Genomic DNA, 16,997 nt, shown 5'->3' with positions numbered 1-16,997 from the left:
GTATGCAAAGAAATTCCTTTCATTCCCCGCGGTGGGCGCTGGCGGTCCTGCTCTTTTTGCTCGGCTGCGACAGCGGCGATCATGGTCTGTCTCGCGCCGGCGTATCAGGCTCTGTCTATGTCAACGGCGAACTGCTGCAAACAGGGCAAATCGCCTTCAAGCCCGCGAATGGAACGCCTGGGCCGTCCGTGGGTGGAGACATTGTCGGCGGCGTTTTTAAAATTCCGCAAGTCGATGGCCCCTGTCTCGGTACGCATCGGGTCGAAGTTCGCGCCATGCGAGCTACCGGTCGTCAATCCAAGGAAGGATCTGGCAGCGAGACGCCTAATCAATACGTGGATGAGGTTCGGCAGTTTATCCCGGAGAAATACAACCGCCGAAGCGATCTGATCGCCGAGTTTACCTCGTCCAAGGTTGACGGGCTGAAGTTTGAGTTAGAGGTCCCTTAATGCGACGCATCCGCCGCCGACAGGAGTGAGCCGGTAGACGTCTCACTCCTGTCATGGCGAATAAAGTTTTACATTGTTCGATAGGGCTTCGGATCACAATCGCTCGTCACGCGGCCGATGCAGGCCGCAATGTCGAAGTTTCGATTTCATCACTATCAACGAGATTTCCATCCACCAAGGTCAGGCGTCGCGTCGCTCGCTCGGCGACGCTCGGGTCATGCGTGACCACAACCAACGTGCGACCTTGTTGATGGCATTCGTCGAAGATTTTCAGCACGACTTCTTTGCTCGTCGGATCGAGATTTCCGGTTGGTTCGTCCGCAAGGATGATTTGCGGATCGTTCACCAGTGTGCGCGCCAATGCGACGCGCTGTTGCTGGCCGACGCTTAGCTCCGCGGGCCGATGATGGAGTCGTTCGGACAGTCCGAGATCGACAAGCAGTTCGGTTGCGCGCTGCTGCTGCACTTCGGCCGACAGCTTGGCGAAGCTGAGCGGCACCTGCACGTTTTGCAGCGCGGATAGATAGGGAATCAGATTGAAGCTTTGGAACACAAAGCCCATCTTCTGACCACGGATTGCGGAGCGCGCCGCTACCGACTGATCGTAAAGCGAGACGTCGTCGACGAGAACGCGACCGGTCGACGGAGAGAGCATGCCTCCTAGCATCGACAGAAGCGTTGTTTTGCCGCTTCCGCTGGGTCCGACGATCGCGACGTACTCGCCATCTTCAATTGTCAGCGCCTCGCAGCGAAACGCGGTCAGCTTCTGGCCGCGTCCCGAGTACTGTTTGGCGATGGTTTCGAGTTGAATCATGTCTAGACCTCACGAAAGCAAATGCAGGGATCAAGTTGGGCCGCGCGTCGTGCCGGCCACCACGCAGCGACCAGCGCGACAAACGTGGCCAGCAAAACCGCCAATAAGGAAGTTCCGACCAACGGAGTGACGCTGACGCCTGCCCAAGCGGGGCCGACAATCAACGCGGCGCTCACCCCCAACAGACAACCGATCGCGCCGGCCGCGAGTCCAAGGAGGAGCGCTTTGCCCAGAAACAACTGTTGGATGTACCGCGGCGTCGCTCCCAAGGCCATCAATGTGCCGATCTCGCGGCGTCGCTCTTGCACATTGGACGAAATCGCGCCGGCAAGACCTGCGCCGCCGACGACCATCATGACCGCTAGGACGATCCAAGATGTCTTCGCCATCAGCTGGTTGACGCCGACTTGGGTTTGCACAACCTGCGAGATCGTCACGATCTTGGCGTTCGGCAACAGCTCTTGCAGTTGCGGAACCAACGAGCCAGCGGCGTCCTCGCAGCAACCGACAATCTCGATCGCATTGCACGTAGCGCCGCTTTCGGAGAGTCGTTGCACTTCGTGTAGATGAGCGAAGACGCGTCCGTCGTCTACCGTCCCGGTGGTGGGCAAAATGCCGAGCACGGTGAATTTCTCACCAAACAGTTCGACGCGGTCCGCAGCTTTGCATCCCAGCTTCGCGGCGATGTCCGCACCCACGACGATCGCATTCTTGTCGAGCTCTTGAATCGCGCGATGTTCGATCAGCGCCTGCGGGCTGGCCAACTGCTGGGCGCTGACGACATTGGTCCGCTGACAGCATCCCGTGTCGGTCGTATTCATGAACATGGTGGTCGCTTGCCAGGAGGCCAAGGCCTCCACTTCGGACTGGGGCAAGATGCCGGTCACCGTGATCGCATGCTCGTCGACCTGGGTCGCGACATTTAACCGCGGCGAGACTTGCTCGACGCCCGAGAGCCCGGCAAGATAGATTTCGGCGACATGTTCTTCGGGAAGCGAGCCGCCGTTTTGATCCGCCGCATAGTAGTTTTGGAGCGTCGCATCTTTCGGCAGCACCAAGATATTGGCGCCTAGGTTGGAAAGCTGCTTCGAGACCTCTTTCTCGGAATGGACCGTGACATGGCGAATCGCCACCAAGGCCGCAACTCCCAAAAGAATGGTCAGGCTGTTGAAAATGACGGCGCTTGGTCGAGACTTCAACTCCTGCCAAATAATCGAGCGAAGATTCATGGTATCTCCTTCTTCCAATGGCTAGGGTTCTATCGACGAGCAGGAGTTGACTGCGACGCTTCCGCCGACGCAGCATGTTTGCAATTGGGATCCTCGCAGCACTTGCCGGCTTTATGAATCGCGGCGGCGATCTGATCGGCGGTCGAAGCGCTGTTGAAATGTCCCACGAGCACTCCAGGCGGCGCAATCAGGGCTGCATAGGGCCCTTGGACCTGTTCCGCGTTCACTTTTAGCTGCTGCATCAGCTTGGTCTCGGCAGCGTCTTCGACATTCAGCCCGACCAAAGCGATGCGATCTTTGAAGAGCGGATCCAGTTGCATGGTGCGAACGCCGGTTGGAACCGACGCTTGTTCTGATCGAGTTAGGCAGACGAACACCAGCTTTTGGTCTTGCAACTGCTTCATGCACTCCATCATCACCGGAGGGACGATCGCCGCATCCAACCCGGCCTTGGTGACCTGACGCGAAAAGAGACCAGTGACGGCGCCGTTCGGCGCGACGGCGACCGTCATCGGCATCGGCGCACGACTGACGCGAAATTTCTCGGCCATCTCTTGCCCGGCAGGCGACGCCACATTCGCCGTAGCGATCGTCACTTGTTGGCTGCGCGCTGCCAGGGTTTGATTGACAGTCTCCAGCATTTGCTGGGTTTGCGGCGCGTTGTCGCGATAAAACAGGACAAAGGTGAATTTCCCCGCTTGCTGCGACTGTTGCAAGGTCGCACTGAGCTCGGACGCTTGCGTCTGCGCAAGACTGCTGCCTGCAGCGGCGGTCAGCAGACAGCCGATCGCTAGGGTTGCGTGAATGATCGTCTTCATATTGGATTCCTTTCGGATGTAACGCGTTATGTACCAAGCGAATATGTGCGCGAGCCGACTTCTTTGTCAGCGGGTTCGCCAAGGGTAGACAAGATTGCGCTTGGACCGAAGACCAACGCGAGCAAACCTTATCCATTCGATGAGATTCGCGAGACCTTCCCTAGCAATGTCAGGAAGCGCCCGGCGATGTTGCCAAGGAGGCCGCTCTAAAGAATGAGAACGGCAAGAGAAAGATGAAGTCGCCGCTGGGCGCCGACGAGAAACTGACTCGCATTCCGATGGTCCAGCGTGTTCGGCTGAACGGAACTTCCCGTCAAAACGGGAGATACGCCCCCAATAGCGAAGTAGGCTGGCAGATGGGTAATTTCAAGCCGACCTTCCGCGGAAGGCTCGCCGAGGATGAATGCACACTTGGGCTTGCGACACCCATCACATTGGCAGCCGCGGTGGGAAGCCGGTTCCACGCGTTCGTCCGACTCGGCACAGGTCAGGACCGGCTGGCAACAGAGATCGGCGACGGCATCCAGTTCGCAGCATTCACAGCAGTTGCAGCTACTCGTGGAGCTCTTGTCGACTGCGGCGCACTCGCAAGCGTTGACGCAACAAGCGCAACAGCCGAAGACGCAGTGAATCATCACTGCGAAGACTGCTATCACCGATGTCGCCTGGCGAGGCATGTGCTATCACAACCCAAAAAAACGGACGAAGCGATTCCTTTGATTTATCGTCCCTCGCCCCACCAACTTTGAACGAATATCGAGTGAGCCTCGAAAAGATCTAGAATTCCAAGAGAAGCGATCGAGAGGTCGATTGGGAGGTAAATTGCTCGGCTTAGGGGCGCCCAAAGATCCGATTCGGCTTGAAACGTGACCCTCGGTCACCTATCATTCAGTCGTAGGATTCTACTTGTCTTCCTCAGATTAACGTCCGGCATGAGCCACTTCGTCGCACTGCTGATTACCTTCCGGATCATTTTCTGCCCGCTGTTTTGCGGTGTCCAGGGAGATGGTGCGCAGGTGCAGACTACGATCGAGCAGGCAGCGTCGGATGAGCGTCAGGAGGCGATAGATCGCCGCGCGACGCATTCGTGTTGCAACCATTGCGCCTCCGAATCGGAACCAGCGCGGGACGTTCCCCATCACGAATCCCCCGCCCACTCTTGTCCCGATTGCGATTGTTTCTGCAATCCCTCGGTCATCGTTGGGGTGAAAGTTGATGTCGATCAAGATTCTTACGCGTGGGAGACCTCGCTTCCGCTCAGCGATCGATTGCTATCAGCCGAGATTCCGCATCGGATCGATCAAAACGCTTATACGCGACCTCCTGGGATCATCTCCGGCTGTTCTATGCGCGTCGTTCTAGCTTCTCTGCTGATCTAAGCGACCGCCGTTCTTTGGTTGTGCTTCAGGACCATCGGAATTGCGTGCGCTAACTTTTCGTGCAGCAGTTCCTTGTCGATTCGTCCAGCGAATTCGCGATGTCCTGACAGGTTTTCCCAGCTGTCACGCTCCTTGTTGCGGGAGTTCTGCAAATGAGTCCATCCTTTCTCAATAACCCCCATCCAAGTGCCGGCAGCGATCCGACGAATCTCGGCGTCGCCGAGCCTGCTTCGCCTTCGAAGGCCGCCCAAGTCACCCGCAATCAGTCGCCATCATTCGGGCGACGTGTGGTGGGATTTGTCTTGGGCAGCGCCGGTCCGCTTGGCGTATTGCTGGCGCTGGCCGGGGTATTCGCTTTCGGGCATTTCACCGACTGGAGAATGCCCAAGTTCGCCGCGCTAACCGGTCAGGCCCAACCGGTCGTGGTCGATTGGTGCGACGAGCACAGCGTCCCTGAATCGATCTGCGTCGAGTGTGACGATTCCCTCATGGCCAAGACGCCGGACTTCGGTTGGTGCGCGAAGCATGGTGTTCATAATTGCGTTTTGGATCATCCGGAACTTGCGCAACTCGACACAACGCCGGAGATTTCGCCGGAGGACCGAGAGCGGGCCGAATGGGCGTTATCGATGCCGGTGTCGAAGGTCAACAACAGCGGTTGCACCACGTATCTGAAGCGAATTCAGTTCGCTTCGGTCGAAGCGGTCATGCAAGCCGGCGTCGACGTAGAGCTTGTCGAACGGCGACCGATCGAACAATCGGTTTCCGGCAGCGGTGAGATCCTCTACGATCCGACACGCACGGCCAGCTTCGCAGCCAGAGCGCCCGGCAGCGTTTGGCGCGTCGAGAAAAATGTAGGCGATCGCGTCGAAGTGGGAGAGGTTCTCGCGCTGGTCGAAGCGGAGCAAGTCGGCGATCTCAAGACGCGACTAATCCGGGCTTTGGCGGAACGCTCGCTGCAGGATCAGAACGTGAAGCGACTGCACATCGCTCGCAACGCGGTGGCCGGCATTCGACTTTTGGAAGCTGACGCCGACTTGTCCAAATCAGAAGCGGAGATCTTGAGCATCGCCCAATCGCTCGAGAACCTAGGGCTTTCGCCCGATATCGAGTCGCTGCAGCAGGTCTCGGAACGCGAAGCGTTTGAGCAGCTCCGCTTTCTAGGCGTTCCCGAGTCGCTTGGCTCTCGTTTGAAAGCGGAGGTCTCGACCGCCAACCTGCTGCCGGTTCGCGCTTCCATTGCGGGAGTGGTCGCCGAACGCAACGTCACCCAGGGAGAGGTCGTCGATACGCATCGGTCTCTGTTCCGCATCGTCAGCGCTGACCAGATGTGGTTGATGCTGGATATTCCTTTGGAAGATGTAGAGCAAGTCGTCGTCGGACAGAAGGTCCGCTTTCAAGCCGACGGAAGTGCGCAGGAGGTTGTCGGTCAGGTGGACTGGATCAGTACGACAGCCGATCCTCAGACGCGCATGGTGAAGGTTCGTGCGGTGCTGGCCAACCCCCAAGGTCGATTGCGAGATAAGACCTATGGAATCGGTCGGATCGTGTTGCGTGAAGAGCCCAGCGCCATCGCGATACCCTCCGCGTCTGTCCACTGGGAAGGCTGTTGCCGGACGGTCTTCATCCGCGACAAAAACTACTTTAACAGTCCCGAAAGCCCCAAGGTCTTTCACGTTCGCTCGGTGCGGTTAGGAGCGTCTCACGACGGTTACACCGAAGTAATCGCCGGCGTCCTGCCGGGTGAAGTGATTGCCACAACCGGCAGCGACGTGCTGCGAGCCCAACTGTTGAAAAACGGTTTGGGCGCCGGCTGTTGCGTGGAAGAATAAAGGGAGAACGGATGCTCAACGCATTAATTGACTTTTCGCTGCGGAACCGCGCGCTGGTGATCCTGGCGACCATCGTGTTGGCGGTCGCCGGCGTCTTTGCGCTCCAGCAGCTTGATATCGACGCTTTTCCGGATACGACGCCGGTTCAGGTGCAAATCAACACGACGGCGCCTGCTCTCTCTTCGGAAGAAGTCGAGAAGCAGATTACGTTTCCCGTCGAACAGAGCATTAGCGGTCTGCCGGGGCTGACGGTGATGCGATCGATCTCGAAGTTTGGCCTCTCTCAGGTCGTTGTAACGTTTGAGGATGGAGTCGACATCTATTTTGCTCGGCAGCTGATCAACGAGCGAATCGGCTCGGTGCAATTGCCGGCGGGGATCGAGCGTCCTCAGATGGGACCGGTCTCCACCGGGCTGGGTGAAGTGTTTCACTACGTGTTGACCTACGAAGGAGTCGACTTCTCGCAGGTGAGTGATGCGGAGCGCGTCGCGCGGCTGACCGAGTTGCGAACGCTGCACGACTGGGTGGTGAAACCTCAGTTGCGATCGGTTCCCGGCGTGGCCGAGGTCAACAGTTGGGGAGGCTACGAAAAGCAATACCAGATCCGGCTCGATCCCGATCAGGTGATCAAACATGGATTGACCTTCGAGGAGGTCAGCGACGCCGTTCGCGCCAATAACGAAAACGTAGGAGGAGGCGCAATCACCGATGGCAGTGAAATGCTGTTGGTTCACGGCGTCGGGCGCACCGTGAGCGTCGATCAGATCCAAGACATCGTCATCAAGGCCAAAGATGGCGCGCCGATTCGCGTTAGCGATGTCGCCGAAGTCAAGATCGGCCATGAGATTCGTCGCGGCACGGTGACCGCGGATGGTCAAGGAGAAGCCGTGCTCGGGCTGGGCTTCATGCTGATGGGCGAGAACAGCCACCAGGTGACCTGGGCGCTGAAGGACAAACTAGAACAAGTACGCAGCACGTTGCCGGCAGGCGTCACCATCAAAACGGTCTACGACCGGACGGAACTGGTCGACCATGTGATTCACACGGTGCAAAAGAACCTGTTCGAGGGTGGTTTGCTGGTGGTCGCCGTGCTCTTTATCTTCCTGGGCAACTTGCGGGCAGGCTTCATCGTCGCTTTGGCGATTCCGCTGTCGATGTTGTTCGCCTTTTCGGGAATGCTGCAGTTTGGGATCGCCGCTAGCCTGTTGAGTCTAGGGGCGATTGACTTTGGCCTAGTGGTCGACAGCTCGGTGGTGATGATCGAGAACTGCGTTCGCCATTTGTCTCACGACACGCAAGGGCGAAGTCGTCTAGAGATCATCCGCGATGCGGCGGTCGAAGTTCGCAAGCCGACCATGTATGGCGAACTGATCATCATGATCGTGTACCTGCCGATCCTGACGCTGGAAGGCGTGGAAGGCAAACTGTTTCGCCCGATGGCGATGACCGTCATCATGGCTTTGGCCGGATCGATGGTTTTGTCGCTAACATTGATGCCGGTGCTGGCCAGCTTTCTGTTGCCTCGCAATCTGACCGAAACCGAGCCGCTGTTAATTCGCTGGCTCAAGCGACTTTACGTTCCTATACTGCGCTACACGATGCACAACAAGTTTGTCGTGATTGGCGCGGCGCTCTGCATCTTTGTGGCCGTGTTTGGACTGATCGCTCCTAACCTCGGTTCCGAATTTGTGCCGCGTCTTTCGGAAGGGGCCATTACGCTGAACGTGGTCCGGCTCGCCGGAACGGACCTGGAAGAATCGATTCGCTACAACACGCGGATGGAAAAAGTGCTGCTGGAGAAGTTTCCGGACGAGATCGCCCATGCTTGGAGTCGCGTCGGCACCGCCGAGGTTGCGACCGACCCGATGGGGACGGAATTGACCGACTTGTTCATCACGTTGCGCCCCCGTGAACAGTGGAAACGCGCCGAATCGCAGGATGAGCTGACGGTGCTCATTCAAGAAGAACTGCGTGATCTGCCGGGACCTCGCTTGGCCATGTCGCAGCCGATCGAGATGCGGATGAACGAGATGATCTCAGGCGTCCGATCCGATGTCGCGGCGATCCTGTATGGCGACGATCTGGATGTGATGGCCAGCAAAGCGGCCGAGATTGAACAAGTCCTGAAAACCATCGACGGCGCCGCCGACGTCAAAGTCGAGCAGGTCACCGGCCAACCAGTGCTGCAAATCAAGATCAAACAGGATCAGATTGCGCGGTACGGCGTACCTGCGAGCAACATCATGAATCTGGTGCGTTCGTTGGGGAGCCATCATGTGGGAGAAGTTTACGAGGGTCAGCTCCGCTTTCCGCTGATCATTCGGCTGCCTGAAAGAGTCCGCGCCGACCCCGCCGCGATCGCCGACATTTTGGTGGCGACGTCAACAGGGCAGCGCATCCCGCTCTCTCGATTAGCGTCGATCGAACGTGTGGAAGAGCCCAACACGATCAAGCGTGAGTGGTATCAGCGGCGGATCACGATCGAGTCGAACGTTCGCGGACGAGACATGGGGAGCTTTGTCGCCGCAGCTCGTCAAGCAGTCGCCGAGCAAGTTGCGCTGCCGCCGGGGCGCTATCGCGTCGAATGGGGCGGACAGTTCGAGAATCTGCAGCGCGCCCAACAGCGGCTGATGATTGTCGTGCCGATTGCGCTGCTCATGATTTTCGCTTTGCTTTACATGACCTACCGCAACTGGATCGATTCGCTGCGCGTCTTCACCGGCGTTCCCTTTGCTTGGATCGGCGGCGTCGTCGCGCTCTGGATTCGCGACATGCCGTTCTCCATATCAGCGGCGGTCGGCTTCATCGCGCTTTCCGGCGTCGCCGTGCTGGACGATATGTTATTGGTTTCCACCATTCGCCAACTGCGGCGACGCGGGAGAAACCTGGACGAAGCGGTCGAAGAAGCGGCGATGACGCGTCTGCGCCCCATTCTGATGACGACGCTGGTCGCCAGTCTAGGTTTTGTACCGATGGCCTTCAGCACCGGCATGGGCGCCGAAGTACAGCGCCCCTTAGCGACGGTCGTGATCGGCGGCGTCTGCAGCGCGATGGTTATGAGCTTGCTGGTCCTGCGCGTGCTCTACGTCGTGTTTAATCTGCCGGCCGAACAATCAAGTTCGGGCGGCGACGACGATGATGACGGAGAGTTTGAACCGGAAGAACAACCGATCCAGCCTGATTCTGGTCAGAAGCCAGAGGTTGTGTCGGTTTAACGAGAATTCTGTTTTTAAGTTGAACAAGGAGAAACTTGATGAAGTCGATGTTTGGTTTTTCGAGTCTGGCGGTCGCCCTACTGGCGGTTGCTGCTCTGTCGTTAACCGGTTGCGGCGCTAGTGAGACCGCGATGGGCGACCATGATGCGGAGCACCACGACCATGATCACGAACACGGAGACGAACATGACCATGTTCACGGCGAATGGTGGTGCGTCGAACATGGCGTTCCGGAAGAGGTTTGCGCGCAGTGCGATAGCAAGCTGATTCCCGGGTTCAAAGAAAAAGGGGATTGGTGCGAAGATCACAATTGTCCCGATTCGCAATGCTTTGTCTGCTCGCCCGAGCTTTTTGATAAATTCGCCGCTCGCTACAAAGCCAAGTACGGCGAAGATCCTCCCAAACCGGAGACGCTGGAAACCGATTCGTAAGACGACGACTTCCCCGCGTTCGGCGCGACGGTTGACTGCAGCTGATTGCAGTCGACCGTCGGCCGACGTTTTTTGGGCCCACGGTCATGAATTACAGCCCAGCACCACCCCGTCGCCTGATGCAGCGCATGATCTATGCTGCTCTACTGGGTCTGCTCATGGCGGGATGTTCTCGCAGTTCCGCTCCAACTACTGACCTAGAGTCCGCCTCGGAAAAGCTTCCTCGTCTGCAGCAGGTCACCGATGAGAGTTTTGCAAGGGATGTGCTGGAGCAGCCTGAACCGGTTGTCGTCTTGATGGGAACCCGCTGGTGCCCCGAGTGCGCCACATCCAAACCGCTGTTGCAGCGATTGAAGCAGCAATACGCCGACCGAGTTCGCTTCTGCGAAGTCGACGTCGAGAGCAATTTATTCCTCTCCCAGAAATACGACATCACCCAATATCCCACGTTGCTCGTCTTCCACGCAGGTGAAGTGCAAGACCGGCTGGTCGGGACATCTCAACTAGCGACTCTGGTAAGCCGTCTGGATGAGGTCTTCAACCGCTCGAAATAGAATTCTCGGGTCCTCAAGCGGGCACTCCTCGATGGCCGGCGTCCATTTTTTCTCGGCAACAACCAGCAAGTGGAACCAAGCGAAAATATCGGCTACGCTGCGCAGTAGAGATTCCAATCCCCCAGCGAGGGCGGAACTACTCCGTAGCAAGTGAATCAGGCAAACGCATTCAAGCTTCGCAGCCAACTACCAAGGCTCGCCTGCGCGGCGCTGGCCCTGCTGTTGGCGAAAGTACTGGTTGCGATCGTCTGGGAATATCACCGCTACTTTCCCGCTGACTTTAACGCCAACTTTTTGCTCGGCCGCGTGGTCATCGGCCAATTCGCCACTGGACAGTCCCCGGATATTTTGGAAACACCTCGCTTGTGCTTCGATACGCTCTCGAGTAGGGATCCAAAGTTCTACGACAAAACGGTTCCACTAAGCCAATTAGGCCGCGGCGGTCGCTGGGCCGACGGCTCGCCTGGCGATAGTCTGATCAATACGATTCTGCCCCCGAACAGCCCGAGTTGTGCCGTTGGCGGAAGGGACGCCGCTGACGGTCTTTATTCGGTCAGTAGTGTTCATCACGATGGCGCCCAAGTCTTGCTGGCGGACGCTGCAGTTCGATTCATAGCTGAGACAATCGACGCCGGCGATCTGACTCAACCCACGCTGACGCAAGAGCAAATGGCCGAAACAAAAGTTGCGAGCCCTTACGGCGTGTGGGGAGCACTCGGGACAAAAGATGGCGGCGAAACGATCGGTGATTATTGAATCTCACTTTTTGCTGGCCGAATTCTTCGTGCTTGGATAGTTTACATAAGCGGCTGTTTTTTCATCCGGTTGCGCAGATCGGACCTCGCCAAAGGAATCGCCATGCAGACTTTCTATCGCTGCGGAACGCAAAAATTGAATCGAGGGTTCACGCTGTTAGAGCTGCTGTTCGTCATCGGCATCGTAGTGGTGTTGGTTGGGCTGCTAATTCCGACTTGCGGAACAAGCCGTGAGTCGGCTCGTCGAGCACAATGCGCCAACAACCTCAAGCACATCGGACTCGCAGTCATCAACTACGATTCAACCTGGAGATGTTTGCCGGCGGCCATGGGAGGGACCAACTCGATAGAAGATCCGATGCAAGGAAATGCGAATCGACTAAGCGGTATGATCTCGTTGTTGCCGCAATTGGAGCAAACAGCCCTTTACGATCAAATCTCAGCGCCGCTGAATGCAGATGGAACGCTTTATCCAGCGATGGGGCCGGCGCCTTGGATCGCCGATTATGGGCCGTGGACAACTCAATTGGAATTTCTAGAGTGTCCCAGCGCGGCTCCGAGAGAAGGAGACTTCGGCCAAACCAACTACGCGTTTTGCATCGGGGACATGGCGCGAGAGATTCACCAGCCGACTGTCGCACGCGGATTCTTCGCGTGCTCTAAGTATCTCCGATTCAGCCAAATCACCGATGGCGCAAGCAATACAATCATGGTTGGCGAGATCGGCTCGATCGACGATCGCTTGGTCGTCGGCCAATACGCAATCAAGCAGCCTACAAGCTTCTTGGAAGATCCCAGCTTGTGTCAAAAAACACGCGCTTCGTGGAGCAAATCCAACTACGACTCAAATATAATGCTAAGCGACTTGGGCCGCGGCGGGCGCTGGGCTGATGGTTCCGCCGGTGACAGTCTGTTCAATACGGTGTCGCCGCCCAACAGTCCGAGCTGTGCGGTGGATGGAAGCGAAGCGGTCGACGGACTTTATTCGACCGGCAGTTGCCATCGCGGCGGCGCGCATGTTGTATTGGGGAGTGGAGCGGTCCGATTCCTCTCTCAGGATATCGACGCCGGCGATCTCACCCAACCGACGCTCACGCCGCAGCAAATGAGCGAAACAAAAGTTGCTAGCCCTTACGGCGTATGGGGCGCACTCGGCACGAGAAATGGCGGCGAAACGATCGGTGATTATTGAGCGAGGAATTTATCCTTGGTTCTGCGTAAGTTCCAAAAACGTTAGGATAGAGAGCTGGACGTTTTTCTTCGTAGTCAGCAGCGCCAGCGAGTGAATGCGGCTGGCGATATGAGCATGGATTGAAGTGGCGACTCGCATCCCCTCGCTAGCGCAGCGGGCTAGTGTGACGATTCTTGGTTCGATTCCGACCGTGTTTTACTGTTCTTCATCCGTAGCTTGGCTGTGTTCCATTCTTCTTTTCGACTAAATAGCGCAACCTCAAAATTTGCACGGCGGGCTACGAAGAAAAAAACGACGTTCATTCGGTTGTCCATGAAAGGAATCTCGCGATGATCTCTACCCTCCTTGTCGCCGCGGCATTGCTCTCGGCCGATCCGGCGTCCAAACCGGCGCCGCTCACGGTGCAGGTCGGTCGTGATAACACGCAAGTTCGTGTGCTTACGGAAGAGAAAACGACGATCCTGGATATCGTCTCTCCGCACGGCATCGACAAAGCGACGATCAAGCGGACCACGGACAAATGGCCGAGCCCGCTGGTGGTGCGGCTGCATCTGAAGGGGCTCGAATCGTTGCGAGTCGGTGACGTCACTTGGTCGGTCTCGAGTACCGGAAAATCGCTGGTCACGGTCTCCGTACCCGACGGAGGCGTCCATCCTCTCGGGAATAATCCTTACGCCAGCGTGGTTCGGATCGTCGACAGTGCGAAGAAAATCCCGCTCGACGCGGGGGGCTACTTTGAATTGACGCTCCCCGCCAAACTGTTGGAAGACAATCCCGCCGAGTTGAAGCTGCGGTGGATCGACTTCTATCGCTGAATCAAGGAAGAGTAGATGAAACCGTTTCTGCCGGCCGCGGATTTAAAGACAACGTACGACATCTTCGGCCATTTCTATACGGTGGCGCTCGCGTCGCAAGAAACGGCGTCGTGCCGCAGCGTGTTGGAAATCATCGACAAGAGCTGCACGCCGAGCGACGTTGACAAGATCTCCGATCGCCAGCCTGACGCGGTCTTCATCATGATGAACCCCGGCTCGTCGCAACCGCTGGTCGCCGTCAACAATCACATCGCCGCCGATCAGATTAGCGAGCTCTCGATTTCGCTCGTGCCGACCAAGCCCGATACGACGCAATACCAAGTGATGCGAGTAATGCGCTACTGCGATTGGCGGCACGTCCGCGTGCTGAACTTATCGGATTTGCGGAGCCCGAAAAGTCCCGAGTTCATCAAGAAGTTTACACGCCTAGAAGCGGAAGCGAACTACGACGCGCATTCGATCTTCTCACCGGCGCGAACCAAAGAACGGATCAAGAAACTTCCCCGCAGTCGTCAAACGCCGCTGGTTTATGCGTGGGGTTTGAGCGAGAAACTGAGCCCGCTGATCGAGCGTTGCCTACGCACCATCCCTAGCAAGCAATCATTCACCGGGCTGTTGGCGGAAGGAACCGCCGACAAATATCGCCACCCGCTGCCGACGCTGCAAAAAGACAAGCTGATCTGGCTTGATAACATGGTTCGCCAGTGCGAAGCATAGCGAGTACAAGCCGGAAACCAGGCTGGCGTCTCTCTCTAACCCAACAACAAAAGGCTCGCCGTAGCGAGCCTTTTCGTGTTGATTGCACCGTCGAATCAGCTAAACGTTGATCCATTGACGGGTCTTGCCGCTTTCTAGAACCGCGTCGCAGACCTTGGCGGTTTCGAGCGCCGACTTGAAGGTCGGTTCGCACGGCTTCCCTTCTTCGAGCGATTTCAGGAAGTCGGCGACCTGGTGAACGAAGCTATGTTCGTAGCCGATGCTGAGGCCCGGCACCCACCAATGGCTCATGTAAGGATGATCGCCGTCGGTGACGTGGATCGACTTCCAGCCGCGCTGCGGGCCATCGTCCGAGTGGTCGTACATCTCCAAGCGGTTCAGGTCGTGCAGATCCCAGCGAAGCGATGCGTCGGCGCCGTTGATCTCCAGCGTGTACAGCGCCTTGTGACCGCGAGCGTAACGGGTCGACTCGAACAGGCCGAGCGAGCCGTTAGCGAAGTGGCACATGAACGCACAGGCGTCGTCGATGCTGACCTTTTCCATCTTGCCGGTCAGCTGGTGCATTCGCTCTTTGACAAAGGTCTCGGTCATCGCGCTGACGTCGCTGATGCCGCCGTTGAGCCACAGCGCCGTATCGATGCAGTGCGCCAGCAAGTCGCCGGTGACGCCAGAGCCGGCGGCCGCGGCGTCCAAACGCCAGAGGCCCTCGCCCCCTTGAGGAAGATCGGCGTTGATCGTCCAGTCTTGTAGGAAGTTGGCGCGATAATGATAGATCGTGCCGAGCTTGCCGCTGTCGATGATCTGCTTGGCCAGGGAGACGGCCGGCAGACGACGGTAGTTGTACCAAACGGTATTGGGGACGCCGGCCTTTTCGACCGCGTCGACCATTTCTTCCCCTTCGGCGGTCGTGCGTGAGATCGGCTTCTCGCACAGGATCATCTTGCCTGCTTTGGCGGCGGCGATCGAGATCGGCGAGTGCGTATCATTCGGCGTACAGACGTCGATCGCATCAATATCATCACGCGCGATCAGCTTCTCCCAGTCGGTCTCATAGGACTCATAGCCCCACTGCTCGGCAAAGGCTTTCGTCTTTTCTTCACTACGCCCGCAGACGGCTTTGAGGACTGGGGTGTAGTTCAGTTCCGGAAAGAAGTCAGCGACGCGTTTATAACCATTGGTATGAGTACGGCCCATAAAGCCGTAGCCGACGAGGCCGATGTTGAGCGGTTTCTTAGCCATCAGAGCGACTCCTTGAGGTCTTATTCACTGTTGGGGTGAAAAGCGGAAAGCGGAAAGCGGAAAGCGGAGGTTACTTCGGTCGAGTATTGCGAATGGCTGTCACGATGACTCGCAACAATTCGTCCGCCTCTTTCCGCAAGCTCGCCAGCTTGGTTTCTTCGATAATTTGGGATTCGACGAACAACTCTAACCAAAGCAGCGATTCGTCTAACTCTTGTTCAACAATGCCAAGCTTTGCAATAAACTCGGCGTCGGATCGGGCGCGCGACGCCTCACGAAAGTTGGCGGCGACGCTAGTACCGCTACGTTACAGTTGCTTGCCCAAAGTCTGGGCGAGCGTAGTTTTCGGTAGCGAAACATAAAAGCGGATAATTCGCAAAGCGAATTTTTACGTACGGTCTCGAAGCCCCTCCATTCGCATGGCGTTGCATCCTTCTTCTCCGCTTTCAGCTTTCCGCTCTCCGCTTTTTCCTACTACTTCCAGCCATGCGCCCCCCGCACCTTCACCATCGCATCCAAAATCGTATTCCAAGTCGCGCTCTGTTCGAGCATTTCGTTCGGGAACATGCAGCCGTCCCAGCAGATGTGTTTGACGCCGCGTTCTTGGGCTCCTTCGAGCCAGTAGCCAGAGCATTTCACGATGTCGATTTTGCCATTCGGATCATCGGCCGGGCAGTGGCGGCCCGTCTTGTCGTGGGCGCCGGTGCCGTGGACGGTGCCGTCGTTTTGGGCGACGTGGAAGTCGATCGTCCAGGGGCGCAGCGCGTCGGTCATCGTTTTGTAGGCGGCCCAAAACTCTTCGTCGCTATAACCTTCTTTTAGCAGCGCGTGCTCCGGCGCGTTGTAGCCCATCAGATAGAGATAGGTGTGGGCCAAGTCGGCTTGAAAGCCAACCGTCTGCGGCATGTCAACCGTTTCTAGCAGGTTCAGCACGTCGCGCCACGAGTGCATCCCGGCCCAGCAGATCTCGCCTTCGGCCGCCAAACGTTCGCCGTGATCAGCGGCGATCTTGCCCGCTTCTTGGAAGGTCGCGGCGACCTGGGCGGTGCTGGCGATCGGATCCTCAAACCACTTCTCGGTTCCTTCGGCCGAGTCGATCCGAATCACGCCGTACTCGCGGACTCCATGATCGTTAAAGATCTTGGCGATGCGGCAGGCCTTTTCGATCGCCAGTTTGAACTTCGCCTGATCTTCGCTAGAGCCCATCGCCGAAGCGCCGACCGTACCGGGCCAAACCGGCGCGACCAGCGAGCCGATCTTCAAACCGCGCGCGGCGACTTTGTCGGCTAGGATCTTCAGATCGTCTTCCGACGCGTCGGGATCGGTGTGCGGGTGAAACAGGAAGCAGTCGATGCCTTCAAACTTTTGCCCGTTGACTTCGGCGGCGGCCGTCAGGTCAAGCATGTGCTCAAAGCTGATCGGCGGGTGATCGGTACCCTCTTCTTTGCCAACCAGGCCGGGCCACATCGCGTTGTGCAGCTTGGGCATCGTGTGCGTGGAGTCGCTCATATTCGGTTCCCTTTACGGTACAGGTAAAGACAGAGTTGGTGTCGGCGAA

Annotated in this window: 17 protein-coding genes and 1 pseudogene; 10 read left to right on the top strand and 8 right to left on the bottom strand. The window is 57.5% G+C overall.

Annotated features, from left to right (window positions below):
- The first annotated feature begins 2 nt into the window (after positions 1-2).
- Positions 3-449, top strand: coding sequence for a hypothetical protein (locus DSM3645_RS00560; RefSeq protein WP_002650011.1), 447 nt, complete (start codon positions 3-5; stop codon positions 447-449).
- 106 nt (positions 450-555) lie between these two features.
- Here DSM3645_RS00560 and DSM3645_RS00555 read toward each other — a convergent pair whose 3' ends face one another.
- Genes DSM3645_RS00555 through DSM3645_RS00545 form a run of 3 tightly spaced genes read right to left on the bottom strand, consistent with a single transcriptional unit; the run spans position 556 to position 3,310 of the window.
- Positions 556-1,263, bottom strand: coding sequence for an ABC transporter ATP-binding protein (locus tag DSM3645_RS00555; RefSeq protein ID WP_002650010.1), 708 nt, complete (start codon positions 1,261-1,263; stop codon positions 556-558).
- Positions 1,264-1,265: 2 nt separating this feature from the next.
- Positions 1,266-2,492, bottom strand: coding sequence for an ABC transporter permease (locus DSM3645_RS00550; RefSeq protein WP_040351428.1), 1,227 nt, complete (start codon positions 2,490-2,492; stop codon positions 1,266-1,268).
- 29 nt (positions 2,493-2,521) lie between these two features.
- A complete protein-coding gene (locus tag DSM3645_RS00545; protein WP_002650008.1) occupies positions 2,522-3,310 on the bottom strand; it encodes a hypothetical protein in 789 nt (262 codons plus the stop codon).
- Positions 3,311-3,543: 233 nt separating this feature from the next.
- Here DSM3645_RS00545 and DSM3645_RS00540 point away from each other — a divergent pair, with 233 nt between their 5' ends.
- The gene (locus tag DSM3645_RS00540; RefSeq protein WP_002650007.1) at positions 3,544-4,059 is read left to right on the top strand and encodes a hypothetical protein; all 516 of its coding nucleotides are present in this window, start codon (positions 3,544-3,546) and stop codon (positions 4,057-4,059) included.
- Positions 4,060-4,230: 171 nt separating this feature from the next.
- On the opposite strand, the gene DSM3645_RS30115 is transcribed toward DSM3645_RS00540, so the two are convergent.
- Complete coding sequence (locus DSM3645_RS30115) at positions 4,231-4,536, bottom strand: hypothetical protein (protein ID WP_131282057.1); 306 nt, start codon at positions 4,534-4,536, stop codon at positions 4,231-4,233.
- A gap of 149 nt (positions 4,537-4,685) precedes the next feature.
- Positions 4,686-4,841 (bottom strand): hypothetical protein, encoded by a 156-nt coding sequence (locus DSM3645_RS30340; protein ID WP_002650005.1) that lies wholly within the window; start codon positions 4,839-4,841, stop codon positions 4,686-4,688.
- Between DSM3645_RS30340 and DSM3645_RS00535 the strand changes: the two genes are divergently transcribed.
- From DSM3645_RS00535 to DSM3645_RS00500, 8 genes are all read left to right on the top strand, one after another.
- On the top strand, positions 4,842-6,521 hold the full coding sequence (locus DSM3645_RS00535; RefSeq protein ID WP_002650004.1) for an efflux RND transporter periplasmic adaptor subunit: 1,680 nt from the start codon (positions 4,842-4,844) through the stop codon (positions 6,519-6,521).
- A gap of 11 nt (positions 6,522-6,532) precedes the next feature.
- Positions 6,533-9,736, top strand: a complete 3,204-nt coding sequence (locus tag DSM3645_RS00530; RefSeq protein WP_002650003.1) for an efflux RND transporter permease subunit — start codon at positions 6,533-6,535, stop codon at positions 9,734-9,736.
- A 38-nt stretch (positions 9,737-9,774) separates the two neighbouring features.
- Positions 9,775-10,167, top strand: coding sequence for a hypothetical protein (locus tag DSM3645_RS00525; RefSeq protein ID WP_002650002.1), 393 nt, complete (start codon positions 9,775-9,777; stop codon positions 10,165-10,167).
- 86 nt (positions 10,168-10,253) lie between these two features.
- Positions 10,254-10,721 (top strand): thioredoxin family protein, encoded by a 468-nt coding sequence (locus tag DSM3645_RS00520; RefSeq protein WP_081444665.1) that lies wholly within the window; start codon positions 10,254-10,256, stop codon positions 10,719-10,721.
- Positions 10,722-10,871: 150 nt separating this feature from the next.
- A complete protein-coding gene (locus tag DSM3645_RS00515; protein ID WP_002650000.1) occupies positions 10,872-11,477 on the top strand; it encodes a DUF1559 family PulG-like putative transporter in 606 nt (201 codons plus the stop codon).
- Between the two features lie 102 nt (positions 11,478-11,579).
- Positions 11,580-12,668: a DUF1559 domain-containing protein gene (locus DSM3645_RS00510; RefSeq protein WP_002649999.1), complete on the top strand. Its 1,089-nt coding sequence runs from the start codon at positions 11,580-11,582 to the stop codon at positions 12,666-12,668.
- Positions 12,669-12,997: 329 nt separating this feature from the next.
- Complete coding sequence (locus tag DSM3645_RS00505) at positions 12,998-13,483, top strand: hypothetical protein (RefSeq protein ID WP_002649998.1); 486 nt, start codon at positions 12,998-13,000, stop codon at positions 13,481-13,483.
- Between the two features lie 15 nt (positions 13,484-13,498).
- Positions 13,499-14,200, top strand: a complete 702-nt coding sequence (locus tag DSM3645_RS00500; protein WP_002649997.1) for a DUF1643 domain-containing protein — start codon at positions 13,499-13,501, stop codon at positions 14,198-14,200.
- Positions 14,201-14,299: 99 nt separating this feature from the next.
- Here DSM3645_RS00500 and DSM3645_RS00495 read toward each other — a convergent pair whose 3' ends face one another.
- The 3 genes and pseudogenes from DSM3645_RS00495 to DSM3645_RS00490 form a co-directional block, all read right to left on the bottom strand.
- Positions 14,300-15,439, bottom strand: coding sequence for a Gfo/Idh/MocA family protein (locus DSM3645_RS00495; RefSeq protein WP_002649996.1), 1,140 nt, complete (start codon positions 15,437-15,439; stop codon positions 14,300-14,302).
- A 70-nt stretch (positions 15,440-15,509) separates the two neighbouring features.
- Positions 15,510-15,734: pseudogene (locus tag DSM3645_RS31730) on the bottom strand (four helix bundle protein); the annotation flags it as partial.
- Between the two features lie 179 nt (positions 15,735-15,913).
- Positions 15,914-16,948, bottom strand: a complete 1,035-nt coding sequence (locus DSM3645_RS00490; protein WP_002649994.1) for a sugar phosphate isomerase/epimerase family protein — start codon at positions 16,946-16,948, stop codon at positions 15,914-15,916.
- Between the last annotated feature and the right edge of the window lie 49 nt (positions 16,949-16,997).

The organism is Blastopirellula marina DSM 3645 (assembly GCF_000153105.1).
GTDB lineage: Bacteria > Planctomycetota > Planctomycetia > Pirellulales > Pirellulaceae > Blastopirellula > Blastopirellula marina.
The sequence above is the reverse complement of the archived record's forward strand: the minus strand, read 5'-3'. Positions and strand labels throughout refer to the sequence as shown.